Here is a 14,129-nt window from a genome sequence, read left to right as displayed (position 1 = left end):
GGAACCGTATTGCGCTTTTATTTTTAGTCTAATCCCACTCTTCGCTTTCTTTATAGAAATCGCGCCAATCACAGTTCAAGGTATACACCAGTGCATCAACGGACGTCGGCTGCATAATGTAAGGCTTGGCGACATGAAATTTCTCAACCATCAAAGCGTTAAACAACTGCCAATGTTTGAGTAAACAGGCGGAAACGTCTTCAATTTCCGGTGCCCAAGTTGCACGCATAAAAGGCGTCAAACTGGCGGCGCTGTGAGTGTACATAATCAGCTGCCATTTGATTTCCCACAAGTGGATCGGAGTTTTAGGGTGCTGCCGGTTGTAGTCGTCCGCCAAGGATTCAACCAAGCGTTCAATCTCTCCAGAAGTATCGAGGAAATAATCGAATAATTTATCTTCTTGGCGTACGGCGTCAGCAATCAACTGGATCGGTTGCTTGATGATCAGACCGTGAGCCAACATTCGCATGAGGAAGTAGTAAAGTTTAACGTTGACTGGGGTTTCTGTTGGGATCGCCTGCAATACCGTTTGCATATAGCGAATCATGTAGGCGTGTAAACCGTCACTAATGCTGTGCCAAATTTTCTCTTTACTGCCGAAATGGTGGCGGATCAAGCTGTGCGAAACGCCCGCTTTTTCACTGATATGGCGTAGTGAAACGCGTGAGTAGCCGAGCTCGCAGAATAGTTCTGCGGCAATAGTAATGATGTGATAGCGCGTTTTTTGGGCGTCTTGTGCACTACGGCGCCCTTGTTTTTTTTCAATCATGTCAACCTAACGTTTAGCGGTCACTGAAACGCCTCGTTTTTACCAGATCTGCGTGCACTTTTCATCGCCATTTCGCATAAAAGCGGGATTTGCCGAGAAAACTTACGGTTTTGATGCATAAAATGCGGCAACGTCGCGCAAATCTTGATCATTCAAACGCTGCAGCTGTACTTTCATCATGTCAGCCATTGAGCCATTTCTCTCGCCCTGTTGATAGGCTTTCATGGATTGAAACAGGTAGTCTGCGGTTTGACCATGAAGATTAGGATAGCTCGATTGGGTGGCGATACCATCACTGCCATGGCAAAAAACGCAACTCTGGGCTTTTTGCTGACCAAGAATCGGATCGCCCGCGGCGAAGGCATGACTAGACAACAAAGAGAGAAAAATAAAGGTCCATAAGCGGTGCATTGTTGTTTCCAAATCAACATTCAGTAGATGGCGCGCAGTATAAAGCTTCCCCTAAGGGGAAGCTCAAGAGTTAAAGCAAGGGTTATGACTTATCCATGCGGCGGTGGGAGCTTAATTATCAACCTTTGGAGATCAAGCGAGCAAGGTTTTCAGCTTGGCAAGAAAAGTTTCAATATCGCTGCGAGTAATGTCTTTATGAGTAACTAAGCGCAGCGGATTTCCTGGCGTAATGGTGATGCCCTCTTGATGCAAGCGAGTTGCGATCATGGTGATATCAATATCCGCTTCTAACTTCGCAAATACGATATTGGTTTGAACCCATTGCATGTTAACGGAGAAACCCGGCAACTTGTTAAGTTCTTGCGCCAAGTAGTGGGCATTGTCATGATCGATTTTGAGCTGCGCGACTTGTTCGGTCAGCGCCAATTTACCCGCTGCGGCTAAAATACCCGCTTGGCGCATACCGCCACCGACCATCTTTCGCCAGCGCCTTGCTCTGGCGATGTATTCGTGAGAGCCCAACAGTAATGAGCCGACAGGTGCCGCTAACCCTTTGGATAGGCACACAGTCATGGAGTCAAAGTATTGCGCGATTTCTTTCACATCCACATTCAGTGCAATAGCAGCGTTGTACACACGAGCACCATCGAGATGCAGCTGTAAACCATGTTGATTTACGAAGTCACGTGCTTGTGCCAAATAACGTAAAGGCAACACTTTACCATTGATGGTGTTTTCTAAACTGAGCAGTTTGGTACGCGCGAAGTGGGCATCATCAGGTTTGATCGCCGCTTTAAGTTTGGCAAAATCGAGAGTGCCGTCAGGTTCGTTTTCGATCGGTTGAGGTTGGATCGAGCCGAGTACCGCGGCGCCGCCAGCTTCATAACGATAGTTATGGGCTTGTTGACCACAAAGATATTCATCGCCTCGCTCACAGTGAGCAAGCAAGCCTAATAAGTTGGCTTGAGTGCCTGAGGTGGTAAACAGCGCAGCTTCAAAGCCATGGCGTTCGGCTGCCCACTGTTCTAATTCGTTGACTGTGGGGTCATCGCCATACACATCGTCACCGACAGGGGCTTGCGCCATAGCGAAACGCATAGCTTCGGTAGGTTGGGTTACTGTATCCGAACGAAAGTCCATATTTTCTCCTACAAATATCCGCAAAGTTTGGCTTTACTTAAACAAGCAATGGTTTTGGAATCGGTAATATCGCCAGCAATAATTTTGTACTCCAATTCTTGCGCAGTAAGAATTAGGACTTCAATCACTTCGTCCTCATCGCAAGAATAACGAGCCGTTTTACTCAGGCCTTTGGCGACAAACAGATGTTGGATTTCATCACAAAATCCAGCTAATGGCGTCACTTGACCTAATTCAATAAATTGCGTGGCGCTAAACCCCGTTTCTTCTTCCAGCTCGCGTTGGGCGCAGGCTAAGGGCGGCTCGTCTTGCTCTATGGTGCCAGCGGGTAGCTCGATTAACCACTTGTTAAGAGAAGGACGAAACTGGCGAATGAGCACAATGTCTCCTTGCTCTGTCACTGGCAAAATCACGGCCGCGCCAGGGTGAGCGATGGTGGTGTGCGTAACTGAATGACCATTAGGAAGCAAAACTTCTTCCTCGATCAGCGCGATGCTTTTCCATTGATGGATGATTTTGCTCATGGGATGTCTTGTAACACGAAGCGTTGTGATGAAAGGGTTACCTTAACTCACGTTAAGCAGCATCCCCAAGAATAAATTACACTTTTTGAGCGACTTGGAATGAATTGGTGAGAAGTTGAGCCATGAAATGTGCAATCAATGATTACCAGTTGTTTCAAGGAAATGAGATCTGTTATAAGGGTGAGCAAAACAAAAAATACACTTTGTAACAAATACACAACAAATGTATAAACTCATTGTTTATGAATTCTATTTGACCCAGTTGGGTTTCTTGTCCGAGGAATGAAGAGATGCTGCAACCGACTACTGGCTCTCACGCGCAAAAAGCGCTGCTTTCAGAGCGAATCAATAAGCTGGCTAAAGCGCTCTCTGATGGTGTGTATGAGCGAGAAAATACCATTAAACTCTGCTTATTAACGGCACTCGCGGGTGAGAGCGTGTTTTTGTTAGGCCCTCCTGGGATCGCCAAAAGTTTGATCGCAAAACGTTTGATCCAAGCCTTCGACAACAGTAGCTACTTTGAATACCTAATGACTCGCTTCTCGACACCAGAAGAAGTGTTTGGTCCACTCAGTATTCAAGAATTAAAAGATAATGGTCGCTACGTGCGCTTAACCAAAGGCTACCTGCCAACCGCACAAGTGGTTTTTTTGGATGAAATCTGGAAAGCTGGCCCTGCGATTCTCAACACCTTATTGACCGTTGTGAACGAAAAAACCTTTAAAAACGGCAGTGATATAGAACGTGTACCGATGCGCTTGCTAGTCACCGCTTCCAACGAATTACCCGATGAAGACAGCGGACTTGAAGCACTTTACGACCGGATGTTAGTGCGTATCTTCGTTAACCGAATTCAAAACAAACAAAACTTCAAATCCATGTTGACGGTTGGAACGGCGCAAGAAGCACAAGTACCCGCAGGGCTGCCGATCACCGATGCAGAGTACCACCAATGGCAGACACAGCTCGACAAGCTCGAACTCAGCGATGATGTGTTTGAAAAGCTGTACCAGCTGAAAAATATGGTTGAAGAACGCTCAAAAGACAGCGCCGGTTCGGATCTGGAAATGTATGTTTCTGACCGACGTTGGAAAAAAGCCGCAAAACTTTTGAAAGCCAGTGCCTTTTTTAATGGCCGTGATGAGATCAATCCTCTGGATCTGTTGTTATTACAAAACTGCTTGTGGAATACCCCAGAGTCTCACGAGGTGGTGTATGAAGTGATCCGCGAGTTTGCTCTGCGTTACGCTTTTGACCAAGCTGAAGTTGAACAACAATTAGATCTCTGCCGCCTTGAGTTAAACCAGATTCAAGAAGAGTTAGAGTCAGAGTTTGCGATGGTGCTTTCACTCGAAACATCCAATGGATTAATCAAAAAGCAAGTTCACCACCAATATGACCTCTCGGACGCTAAAATTTACAAAGTAGGCGTCACTGCAAATCTGATCAAACTCGTGCTGCTTCAAAGTAATATGTCCGTATCCGAAGGTGAGAAAGGCGATAGCCGTTGGATTTACGTACAGAAAAGTGAATTAGAGCGCGTCATTAAAGAGGGGCATGGTGAAGCCTATGGTTACGTCAACCAAAACACCAACCTTTGCCGGCTGCGTTTTGATCTCGATGCCAGCAACAATCTGGTGATTAAAGACATCGCCAACCGTTCGGTACTCGTGTCGATGGTAACTGAACAAGGCTTGGAGGAAACGCTTTATCAAAACTGGTTGGCGAAAGCGAACCAAGCCATGGCGCAACTCACCCATGCCGAACATCATCTGCGTAAAGTGCGTTTGAAATTTCATGATGCGTTGCCACACAGCTTTATTGATCCTGAGCTACCCACTGCGATGGAGGCAACCTTGCATTCGCTGCAGCAGCAGTTGGAATCCACGCAGGTGGAATGTGAGCGCAGCGTAATGCGTATTCGCAATCTCAATCAATTTTTTGCCTAGGGGTTGTTATGCTGGGTGCGGATGCGTTCAATCTGGTGTTAAGCATTGCGGAGTCAGGGTTAATTGACACTGCGGTCAATGATTTGATCGCGCGTTCACAGGTCATGATGATGGCAGAAAACCGAGGTGTCGGCACCTCGGTGAAAAACCACCTACTCAAATGGCGCAGTAATGTTCGCCGCCGCATGACCAAAGTGTGCGAAACGGAGCGTTTCCAGCGTGAGTTAGCACTTTATCAAGAAGTGATTCATTGGGATGAGGAAACCTTCTTCACGCAAGTCCCTGAGGTGCTCAAAAAGCTAGAGTGGGATTCTGCATTTTATTTGGAAGCGCGCCGCTTGATCGAAAAAGAGCAGCTACACCATAACCCGATGTTTCCTCATTTCTTTTGCGATCAATGGTATAAGTCCCTGTCCGATGCGATTCGCCAAGCTCAGTTACTAGAACTTACTGCCAATAAAGAACGCATGTTTGCCGATCTTTATCAGCGCATGGAAACTATGCGCAATATGGATAATGTCACCGCTGCAGGTGATGAGGCGATCGTCGGCCGCCTTTGGGATATGGCCTCTGCAAAATTAAGCCGTGGTGATTTGAGTGTGATGAAGCGTTACGCAGAGTTCCTCAAAAAACACAAAGGGATGCAGGAGATCGCTGAACAACTTGGACGAATGGCAGGACAGGTGGACGATCCTGATCTCAACCGTGCGCCCGCTGAAGAGCTACAAATGGTTGAGGAACGTTCGGACGAAGCCACCGATGATATTGTCGGCATTCACGAAAGCGACGATCTGAATAAATTATTGCCCAACGAAACCATGTTCTTGGCTTACCCAGAACTGGAAGTGGTGTTTTATAAGCACTTAGTCGACAAACGGTTAATGAATTATCGCATGCAGGGGAAATCACGCACTCTGCGTAAGGTGCGTGCCCATCGTCCTGACAACAAACAGGTTGATATCGAAAAAGGACCGTTTGTACTTTGCGTTGATGCCTCAGGATCGATGAGTGGTTTCCCAGAACAATGTGCCAAAGCCATGGCTTACGCCTTAATGCAAATCGCGCTGGCAGAAGATCGTGATTGTTATGTGATGCTGTTTTCCTCCGAGTTCATTACTTATGAATTAACTCGCCAAGATGGGTTACGTGAAGCGAGCGATTTTCTCAGCTACACCTTCCACGGCGGTACAGACTTTGAGCCAGTGATTTTAAAATCCATCGAGTTAATGAGTAGCGATAAATACCGCAACGGTGATTTAGTGGTCATGTCGGATTTCATTGCACCGAAACAGAGTGAAGAACTGCTGGCAAAAGTCGCTGCACTGAAAGCTCGTAAAAATCGCTTCCATGCAATTAGCCTCTCTAAATACGGTAACCCGCAGTTGATGAGCATGTTTGATCACTGCTGGAGCTATCATCCAAGTTTGGTCGGGCGTTTAATGAAGAAATGGTAACGGGTGATAAACCTATGTCGTAGTGTGCTATTTCGCGTGCTCGTTAAACAAATCGTTGTAATTCTCAGCAAACGATCCGGCATTTCATTTTTTTGTTTGACTCATCTCGCATAATCCGTAAAGTACGCAGCGCAAGCAACGAAGCACAGCCTTCGTTTGGCTTCAGAGGCGCGTTGGCAGAGTGGCCATGCAGCGGATTGCAAATCCGTGAACCTCGGTTCGACTCCGGGACGCGCCTCCATTTCTTTTGAAGTCATCGCTTAAGCCAGCCAAGTGCTGGTTTTTTTGTGTCTGCATTTCTTCAATCAAGTCCTCGCTCTTTATCCCATCGCTCCCTATTGAGTCTTTCCTGTTTGCTTATCACGCTTTACGCATCTGTCTGTGGTTTAACCAGTCGTTTTTGCTATTCTTGTGACGTTTTTTTATACAAATAGTCTGCGGTTTTGATTTTTATACATTTTTATTGCATAAAAATACGTTCGTAGTAGTATGAACGCCAGATGATAATTAATGCAGTATGTCAGCATGAGTATTCGAGTTAACGGAATTAACAAGTCTTATGGCACCACTCAGGTGCTGCACGACATCCATTTTGAATGCGCGAAAGGCGAAACTTTGGTGTTACTTGGCCCTAGTGGTGCGGGTAAAAGTTCTTTGCTGCGCGTGCTCAATCTTCTTGAAACGGCCGATAACGGTCAACTGCATATCGCCAATCAATCGTTTGATTTCTCAACGCATCCGACTGAACAGCAAGGCTTAGCGCTACGTCGCAAAGTGGGCATGGTGTTTCAGCAATACCATTTATGGCCGCATATGACCGTGCTGGAAAATCTGGTGGAAGCCCCCGTGAAAGTCGCAGGTATCGCGAAAACGCAAGCTAAACAGCAAGCGATGGACATCCTGAAAACGTTGCAACTGGCAGATAAAGCCGATGCGTGGCCGCTACAACTTTCGGGTGGCCAGCAGCAGCGAGTGGCGATTGCGCGTGCACTGATGATGAAGCCGGATGTACTGCTGTTTGATGAGCCGACAGCGGCTCTGGATCCTGAGATCACCAATCAAGTTGTTAAAATCATCAAAGAGTTAAGTGGAACAGGGATCACGCAAGTGGTGGTGACCCATGAAGTCGACTTCGCCAAGAAAATCGCCAGCCATGTGCTCTACCTCGAAAAAGGGCGCATTGTTGAACACGGCACGCACGCATCCTTTACTCATCCGCAGACCCAGCAGTTTGCCGATTATTTAAAACATTAAGAAGTTACTGATATTAGCCCACAGATTCTGGCCATTGATGCGCCAGATTTCGCAGAACACATGGAGTATTGCAATGAAAAAGATCCTACTCGCGTCTTTGATTGGTTTGGTTTCTGCTAGCGCAGCTGCGCAACAAGAGATCAAGTTTGTGATGGAAGCGACTTACGCGCCGTTCGAATACATGGATGAGAACAACCAAATCCAAGGTTTTGATGTGGATTTAGCCAATGCGCTGTGTAAGCAACTTGAAGCGAAATGTAGCTTTCACAACCAAGCGTTTGACAGCTTGATTCCAGCACTGAAATTCAAACGTTATGATGCCGCCATTTCGGCAATGGACATCACCGAAGCGCGTTTAGAGCAGGTGAATTTCTCCAATCCGTACTACGACAACTCAGCCGCCTTCGTTTCTCTGACGGGCAAAGTGGCGGATCAAGCCGCGCTGAAAGGCAAACGTGTTGGTGTGCAAAATGGCTCGACTCACCAAAGTTTCCTACTTGAGCAACTGTCGGACGTGGTCGCGGTGCCATACTCAAGCTACCAAGATGCGTTCATCGATATGAAAAATGGCCGTATTGATTCGGTATTCGGTGACACGGCCGTTGTCGCGGAGTGGTTTAAGGGGGATAACAACCTCGCTTACGTCGGTGAGCGTGTCACGAGTGCACAGTACTTCGGTAATGGCTTTGGCATCGCCGTCAATAAAGATAACCAAGCGCTGCTTGATCAACTGAACGCCGCGTTGGAAGCCGTGAAAGAAAATGGCGAATACGCCGCGATCTTCAATAAGTACTTCGGAAACTAAGATGGTGTTAACGGGCTACTCTTTATCACTGGTACAAGCAAGCTGGATGACGCTGCAAATTGCGTTGGCCAGCTTGCTGGTCGGGTTACTGCTGGCACTGGTGTTTGCTGGCGGTGAAATGGCAAAACTGAAATTGATCAAATGGCCAACCACCTTGTTGGTCACCGTGATCCGCGGTTTGCCTGAGCTTTTGGTGGTGCTGTTTATCTACTTTGGCTCGACCCAAGTGCTGTTTTTCATCACTGGTGAATTTATTGAGATCAGCCCGTTTATCTCTGGTGTGATTGCGCTCTCGCTGATTTTTGCTTCGTACGCTTCGCAGACGTTGCGCGGTGCACTCAAAGCCGTGGGTAGAGGACAGCGTGAAGCGGCCAGCGCGTTAGGAATTCCGCCCAGCCATGCATTTATTCGTATTGTGCTGCCGCAAGCGGTACGCCACGCACTTCCCGGCTTAATGAACCAATGGTTGGTGCTACTTAAAGATACGGCGCTAGTTTCTTTGATTGGGGTGACGGATCTGCTCAAGCAAGCGCAGCTCACTTCGGCCGCAACCCATGAAGCCTTTACTTGGTATGCAACGGCGGCAGCGGTATATCTGGTGATCACATTGATCACGCAGCGCGCCGTCAAAGTCATTGATAACAAGTTCTCGATACAAGGCATGAGCCATAGCCAAGGAGCCAGCGCATGAAAGAGCAACACCTATGGCAACTGTTTGAAGGTTTAGGCATCAGTTTGCAATTGACGGCGGCTTCGCTGCTGGTGGGTTGCATATTGTCACTCTTGATGACCGTAAGCTTAGTGATGCGCACACCCGTCGTGCATTGGTTTAGCCGTGCGGTGATCACCTTGTTTACCGGTACACCGCTGTTAGTGCAAATTTTCTTGGTGTATTACGGCCCTGGGCAGTTTGAATGGATCCGCGAAAGCGTACTTTGGGTATGGCTCAGCCAACCTTGGTTCTGCGCTATGCTGGCTTTGGCGCTCAACACGGCGGCGTACAGTACGCAACTGTTTAAAGGCGCATTTAACGCGATTCCTAGCGGACAGTGGCAAGCGTGCCGCGCATTAGGCATGAACAAAATCGCTACGCTACGGGTGTTGCTGCCTTATGCATTACGCAGAGCAGTGCCAGCCTATTCCAACGAAGTGATTCTCGTCTTTAAAGGCACTTCGCTGGCCAGCACGATCACCATTATGGATTTGATGGGCTACGCGCAGCGCATCAACGCCCAAACCTACGATACGCTGACAGTCTTTGGGATTGCTGGGGCATTTTACCTTGCAGTGAACGGAGTTCTGACCCTGATCTTCCGCCAAATCGAGAAAAAAGCGTTAGCGTTTGAGGCTTATTGATTTTTAGTTTTGAATGGTTTTTGTGCGTTGTGCACGCCATTTGTACGCTATGGTGTGCTTTTTAATCACTTGATTAAATTGCTGAAATTTTTTATTGACCAGAAATCTTAATCCGTTAAAGTACGCCTCGTTCTAGCGGCAAAGCTCGTTAGAACAGATGGTGTCTTCCATCGCAGTATGCGTTGCCCTGGTGGTGAAATCGGTAGACACAAGGGATTTAAAATCCCTCGACTTTCGAGTCGTGCCGGTTCAAGTCCGGCCCGGGGCACCATCATCCTCAAGACACATCACTTAGGCGCGTTGGCAGAGTGGCCATGCAGCGGATTGCAAATCCGTGAACCTCGGTTCGACTCCGGGACGCGCCTCCATTATTTTCTCTCTTGTTGATACAAAACTCCTTCTAGCGTTCATCAAAAAAATCTTTATTGCGGATGTATTTACTCATCAAGTGATAAGAAAACGGTCGAATTAACCAACTGATGATCGAACGTCCTAAACGCTCCCATGTTGGTGTATTTTCGTAAATTCTGCCGTTGTACAGCCAGAGTAGTTTTCCGGCATGCCAGTACAGAAATGGCACGGGCGGCATGAAGGTTACGATGTCCAGATCGCAGCAGATGCGATAGGTTTTATGAGCTAGCCCATAGTATTTCGGAAAGCGCCAATCCCCGATCGCAGGTTGACCAAAAGTGACGACTCGCTTGATCGTGCGTGGATATTTTCGCTCAAAATAGTCCGCAAACACGCAGCCAATCGCGCCGCCGGAAGAGTGGCCGGTGATTGCAATGCGTTTGCCTTGTTCAATCAGCGGCAGTAGGGTCTGTTCCAGTTTTTCAATCACCGTCATGCCAAGCGTATCTTGGTTGCGGCTCGGTTGGCTCTCTTGATGCAGTAAGTGATAAAAGCCGGCATGAATGCGGTATTGCAGTCCTAAATGGCGGCAACTGCGTGTCCAAACCGCGAAGTTGAGTAGCCAGTCGGTGAGGCTGTGTGAGCCTTTAATGACAACGACTACTTCATCGCTCGCTCGGCTCCACAACACACGGATCATGATTTTGCCAAACTGATTGGTGATCACACGCTGTCCGTTAGGATCAAACCCGTAACGTGTTTGCTTAAAAATGCGCGGATAAGCGAGGTTGCACAAAACGGCGTAGCGTTCGTATTGGTAGCGTTTGAGTGGTTTCACAGTGACATCAATGATTCGGTTTATGATGACTGTATGGGGCAAATATGAAGCTTAGATTAAGCTTGGGTCGGAAAAGCAAGTTTCTCTCCCTCACGCTGAGTGATAGAAACTTGCCCTAAAAGAAGGTTACTCGCCTGCCACCCATTGGCGTTTGGTTTTGACGCTTTTGATCAGCATATACAAACAAGTCGCGAGTAAAATGGCAAACAAGTAAGCCATCAAGCCGTGGCGATCTTGCATAAACCAATCGGCCAATACCGGACCAACCACCGAGCCTACGCTGTAGCTGAGCAGCATCACTTGGGTTGCGGAAACAATGTAGCTCGCATCCAATTTGTCGCAGCCTAAATTAATCGCGATTGGGTAGAGGGCGAAGGTCGCCATGCCTAAAATAAACAGGCTAATGCCCAGTACGAGCAGCGAATCATCGAACACGGTCAGCGCGATGGCTGCTGTGCCAAGTAAGCAGAACAGCGCCATCTGCAGAGTGCGACCTAAAAATTTAGACAGCCAAGGCACCAGAGGTTGCACCGCCATTCCGCCTAAAATCACCAGCGCCATTAAGTTACCCAGATCAGTATGGCTAATGCCACGGTTGGCAAGTTCCACCGGCATCAAACCGTAAATTGCTCCTAATGTCAGGCCCGAAACGAGGCAGCCGATCATCGCCGCTTTACTGAGCGTGAAAATCTGACGCAACGAAAGTGAGCTGGCTTGCTGCGTGGAAGGCTGATCCGAATCTACGTACATCAGCACCATGGAAGCAATCAAAAGTAGTGTGGTGATCGCAATAAAAGGCACGGCACCTGCCACCCCCAGTTGGCCAATTGCCATTTGTCCGAGTGCAGTACCGCCATAGAGTGACACCATGTAAATGCCAAGACGCTTAGCGCGACCTTGTTCATCGCCATGCAGTAACCAAGATTCCACCACCACAAAAATGCCGGCCACGGCGATACCTGCGACCAAGCGCGCCAAGAGCCAAATACTGGCGTAGGGCAATAGCGGCATAACCACAATCGACAGTTGCAGTAAGCTCAAGCACCATACAAAGGCTTTACGGTGGCCTAAACGATTAACGAAAGGCTCTGCAACCAGCGCGCCCGCTAATAATCCGGCATAAAAAACGCTTGCCAGCCAACTGGCCAAATCAGATTCGAGTTGGTAATGCGGCAGCATTAAAGGCACTAGGCTCATTAAGTAGCCTGCGGCAATCGCATACAGAGTTAACGCAATAACAGGCACCGCAATGCGGTTTGGTGCAGAAGAATGGATTTCCACAGCAGGCCTCGGGAACAGCAGAAGGAACAGTTGGCGCGAATATGGGACGAATAGTGCGCAGAGTAAAACGAAAAAAAACGTTCTTGACGATAAACTTTGCTTGTTGAGGAAAAGGGCGGGGAAATTGCCAGTTAAGTTGGCATAATTTTATCGAAAATGCCAACTTAATTGTGGATTACAAGATGTGATTATTTAGTCAGCGCTTGGTTTAACCATTGGTCAAATTGAGATTTTGGTAGCGCACCATTGATCATGTCGATGCGTTGGCCATTTTTGAACACCATAATGGTGGGAATACTGCGAATTTGAAAATGTGCAGCAAGGTTTTGCTGCGCTTCGGTATCAATTTTCACGCAGCGGATCTGGCCTTTTCGCTCGGCGGCAACATCACTAAAAATCGGTGCGAAGCCGACACAAGGGTTACACCATGGTGCCCAAAAATCGACGACGACAGGTTTGTCGCTTTGCAGCAGCGCGGAAAAATTGGTTTCAGTACCTTCAATTGGTGCTCCATCGAGTAGTGCACTTTGGCATTTGCCACAATTTGGGCTTTCGGTAATGCGCTCTTCTGGCACACGGTTGAGGCTGTGGCAAGATGGGCAGCGGGTATTGAATGTTGACATGACTTCCTCTCTTTATTTTGCGCTTTCGTCACCAGTTTAAGCTCAATGGTTAACCATGGTTCGAAAATCGGCGTATACTTCTGCCCATTGCCGACAATGGCGACGGGCGTTGCTCAATATCTTGGGGCGCTCCGCCAAATTACAATAAGCAGCATAGACGGAATTTTTATGACTCAATGTTATGCCGAAATTACCGGGTGGGGTAAATGTCTGCCACCTGCGACGCTCTCCAATCACGATTTGAGCACCTTTCTTGATACTTCCGATGAGTGGATTCAATCACGTACTGGGATTGAACAGCGTCGGATAAGCCACGTGAATACTTCCGATCTCGCCACCGTGGCCGCTCAGCATGCCATTGCCTGTGCGGGCGTAAGCGTTGAAGAGATAGACCTGATTATTGTGGCAACCTGTTCACCGGATTCGTTAATTCCCAATATTGCTTCAAAAGTGCAGCAAAATTTAGGCATTCCTTCTGCCGCCGCCTTTGATCTCAACGCAGCCTGTACCGGTTTCCTCTATGGCTTAGAAACCGCAACACGCTTGATGCAAGCGAGCCATTATCGCCATGCTTTGGTGATTGGTGCTGAGCGCCTCTCTTTCTATCTTGACTGGACGCAGCGAGACACTGCTGTGCTGTTTGGGGATGGTGCAGGTGCCGTGGTATTGAGCAAGACCGAACAAAAAGTGGGCTTGCAAGATGCGCAAATTGGCTGTGATGCCCAAGGACGAGATATTTTAGCGGTACCTAAGTTTGGAACCGCGATGGATCGTTTTGATGCAGACAATGGTTACTGGGCATTTGATTTCGTGGGTAAAGAGATCTTTAAACGCGCGGTGCGTGGCATGGGTGCTGCGGCGCAGCAAGTGCTGGCACGTAGCGGCTTATCGACCGAAGAAATTGATGTGGTGATCCCGCATCAAGCCAATATCCGCATTATTCAAACCCTGTGTGATTTGGCGGGCATCGCGCAAGACAAAGCCTTTGTCAATATTCATCGCTACGGTAATACCTCCGCGGCCACGGTGCCGATTGCCCTATGCGAAGCGTTAGAGCAAGGTAAAATCAAACCTCATGATGATCTGTTGGTCGCCGCTTTTGGCGCAGGGCTAACGTGGGGTGCGGGTCATATTCGCTGGGGTGAGCGGATAACGCCTCTGGGTAAAAGCGATGCGCAATTGCCTTCTTGTGATCACACGGCGTTAGATCTGTTGAGCAAGGCTATTGAGCACTGCAAGCGTCATCAATCAGAATGATTTTCTGAATGTTGGAATAACAATAGGGCAAGTTTTACTTGCCCTATTTACTGCCCTCCCTAAACCACGGCTTTCAGCAGTGGTGATTGTTTAATATTTCCGTCCAGCTTTTGGCTT

General features: G+C 48.0%; 14 protein-coding genes and 3 tRNA genes. 10 read left to right on the top strand and 7 right to left on the bottom strand.

Translation table 11 applies throughout. The features are described from left to right. Positions 1-28: 28 nt before the first annotated feature. The 4 genes from EPB59_RS15110 to EPB59_RS15095 form a co-directional block, all read right to left on the bottom strand. Positions 29-769: a TetR/AcrR family transcriptional regulator gene (locus tag EPB59_RS15110; protein ID WP_095470498.1), complete on the bottom strand. Its 741-nt coding sequence runs from the start codon at positions 767-769 to the stop codon at positions 29-31. Between the two features lie 102 nt (positions 770-871). Further along, positions 872-1,180: a c-type cytochrome gene (locus tag EPB59_RS15105; RefSeq protein ID WP_154173585.1), complete on the bottom strand. Its 309-nt coding sequence runs from the start codon at positions 1,178-1,180 to the stop codon at positions 872-874. 132 nt (positions 1,181-1,312) lie between these two features. After that, a complete protein-coding gene (gene ltaE / locus EPB59_RS15100) occupies positions 1,313-2,320 on the bottom strand; it encodes a low-specificity L-threonine aldolase (protein WP_195707168.1) in 1,008 nt (335 codons plus the stop codon). An 8-nt stretch (positions 2,321-2,328) separates the two neighbouring features. Next, entirely contained in the window at positions 2,329-2,844 is a 516-nt protein-coding gene (locus EPB59_RS15095; RefSeq protein ID WP_055049992.1) for an NUDIX hydrolase, read from the bottom strand. Positions 2,845-3,134: 290 nt separating this feature from the next. On the opposite strand from EPB59_RS15095, the gene EPB59_RS15090 reads away from it, so the two are divergent. From EPB59_RS15090 to EPB59_RS15050, 9 genes are all read left to right on the top strand, one after another. Then, positions 3,135-4,793, top strand: a complete 1,659-nt coding sequence (locus tag EPB59_RS15090; protein WP_055049991.1) for an ATPase RavA domain-containing protein — start codon at positions 3,135-3,137, stop codon at positions 4,791-4,793. Between the two features lie 8 nt (positions 4,794-4,801). Beyond that, positions 4,802-6,247, top strand: coding sequence for an ATPase RavA stimulator ViaA (viaA, locus tag EPB59_RS15085; protein ID WP_055049990.1), 1,446 nt, complete (start codon positions 4,802-4,804; stop codon positions 6,245-6,247). A gap of 167 nt (positions 6,248-6,414) precedes the next feature. Further along, positions 6,415-6,488: transfer RNA gene (locus tag EPB59_RS15080), tRNA-Cys, on the top strand. Between the two features lie 284 nt (positions 6,489-6,772). Beyond that, complete coding sequence (gene artP, locus EPB59_RS15075) at positions 6,773-7,501, top strand: arginine ABC transporter ATP-binding protein ArtP (protein ID WP_154173581.1); 729 nt, start codon at positions 6,773-6,775, stop codon at positions 7,499-7,501. Positions 7,502-7,574: 73 nt separating this feature from the next. Next, positions 7,575-8,306, top strand: a complete 732-nt coding sequence (locus EPB59_RS15070) for an arginine ABC transporter substrate-binding protein (protein WP_154173579.1) — start codon at positions 7,575-7,577, stop codon at positions 8,304-8,306. A 1-nt stretch (position 8,307) separates the two neighbouring features. Then, complete coding sequence (gene artQ, locus EPB59_RS15065) at positions 8,308-8,997, top strand: arginine ABC transporter permease ArtQ (RefSeq protein ID WP_000244567.1); 690 nt, start codon at positions 8,308-8,310, stop codon at positions 8,995-8,997. Further along, positions 8,994-9,662: an arginine ABC transporter permease ArtM gene (gene artM / locus EPB59_RS15060; protein ID WP_154173577.1), complete on the top strand. Its 669-nt coding sequence runs from the start codon at positions 8,994-8,996 to the stop codon at positions 9,660-9,662. The genes artQ and artM overlap by 4 nt, the downstream gene beginning before the upstream one ends. A gap of 184 nt (positions 9,663-9,846) precedes the next feature. After that, positions 9,847-9,933, top strand: a tRNA-Leu gene (locus EPB59_RS15055). A 23-nt stretch (positions 9,934-9,956) separates the two neighbouring features. Continuing rightward, positions 9,957-10,030: transfer RNA gene (locus EPB59_RS15050), tRNA-Cys, on the top strand. A 32-nt stretch (positions 10,031-10,062) separates the two neighbouring features. On the opposite strand, the gene EPB59_RS15045 is transcribed toward EPB59_RS15050, so the two are convergent. From EPB59_RS15045 to trxC, 3 genes are all read right to left on the bottom strand, one after another. After that, a complete protein-coding gene (locus tag EPB59_RS15045) occupies positions 10,063-10,851 on the bottom strand; it encodes a lipase family protein (protein WP_000803303.1) in 789 nt (262 codons plus the stop codon). A 126-nt stretch (positions 10,852-10,977) separates the two neighbouring features. Then, a complete protein-coding gene (locus tag EPB59_RS15040; RefSeq protein WP_154173575.1) occupies positions 10,978-12,132 on the bottom strand; it encodes an MFS transporter in 1,155 nt (384 codons plus the stop codon). A gap of 188 nt (positions 12,133-12,320) precedes the next feature. Further along, complete coding sequence (gene trxC, locus EPB59_RS15035) at positions 12,321-12,755, bottom strand: thioredoxin TrxC (protein ID WP_114974443.1); 435 nt, start codon at positions 12,753-12,755, stop codon at positions 12,321-12,323. Positions 12,756-12,923: 168 nt separating this feature from the next. On the opposite strand from trxC, the gene EPB59_RS15030 reads away from it, so the two are divergent. Continuing rightward, positions 12,924-14,012, top strand: coding sequence for a ketoacyl-ACP synthase III (locus EPB59_RS15030; RefSeq protein WP_154173573.1), 1,089 nt, complete (start codon positions 12,924-12,926; stop codon positions 14,010-14,012). The last annotated feature ends 117 nt before the right edge of the window (positions 14,013-14,129 follow it).

The sequence above is a fragment of the Vibrio metoecus genome (genome assembly GCF_009665255.1).
Lineage (GTDB): Bacteria > Pseudomonadota > Gammaproteobacteria > Enterobacterales > Vibrionaceae > Vibrio > Vibrio metoecus_B.
This window is presented reverse-complemented; position numbering and strand designations above follow the sequence as displayed.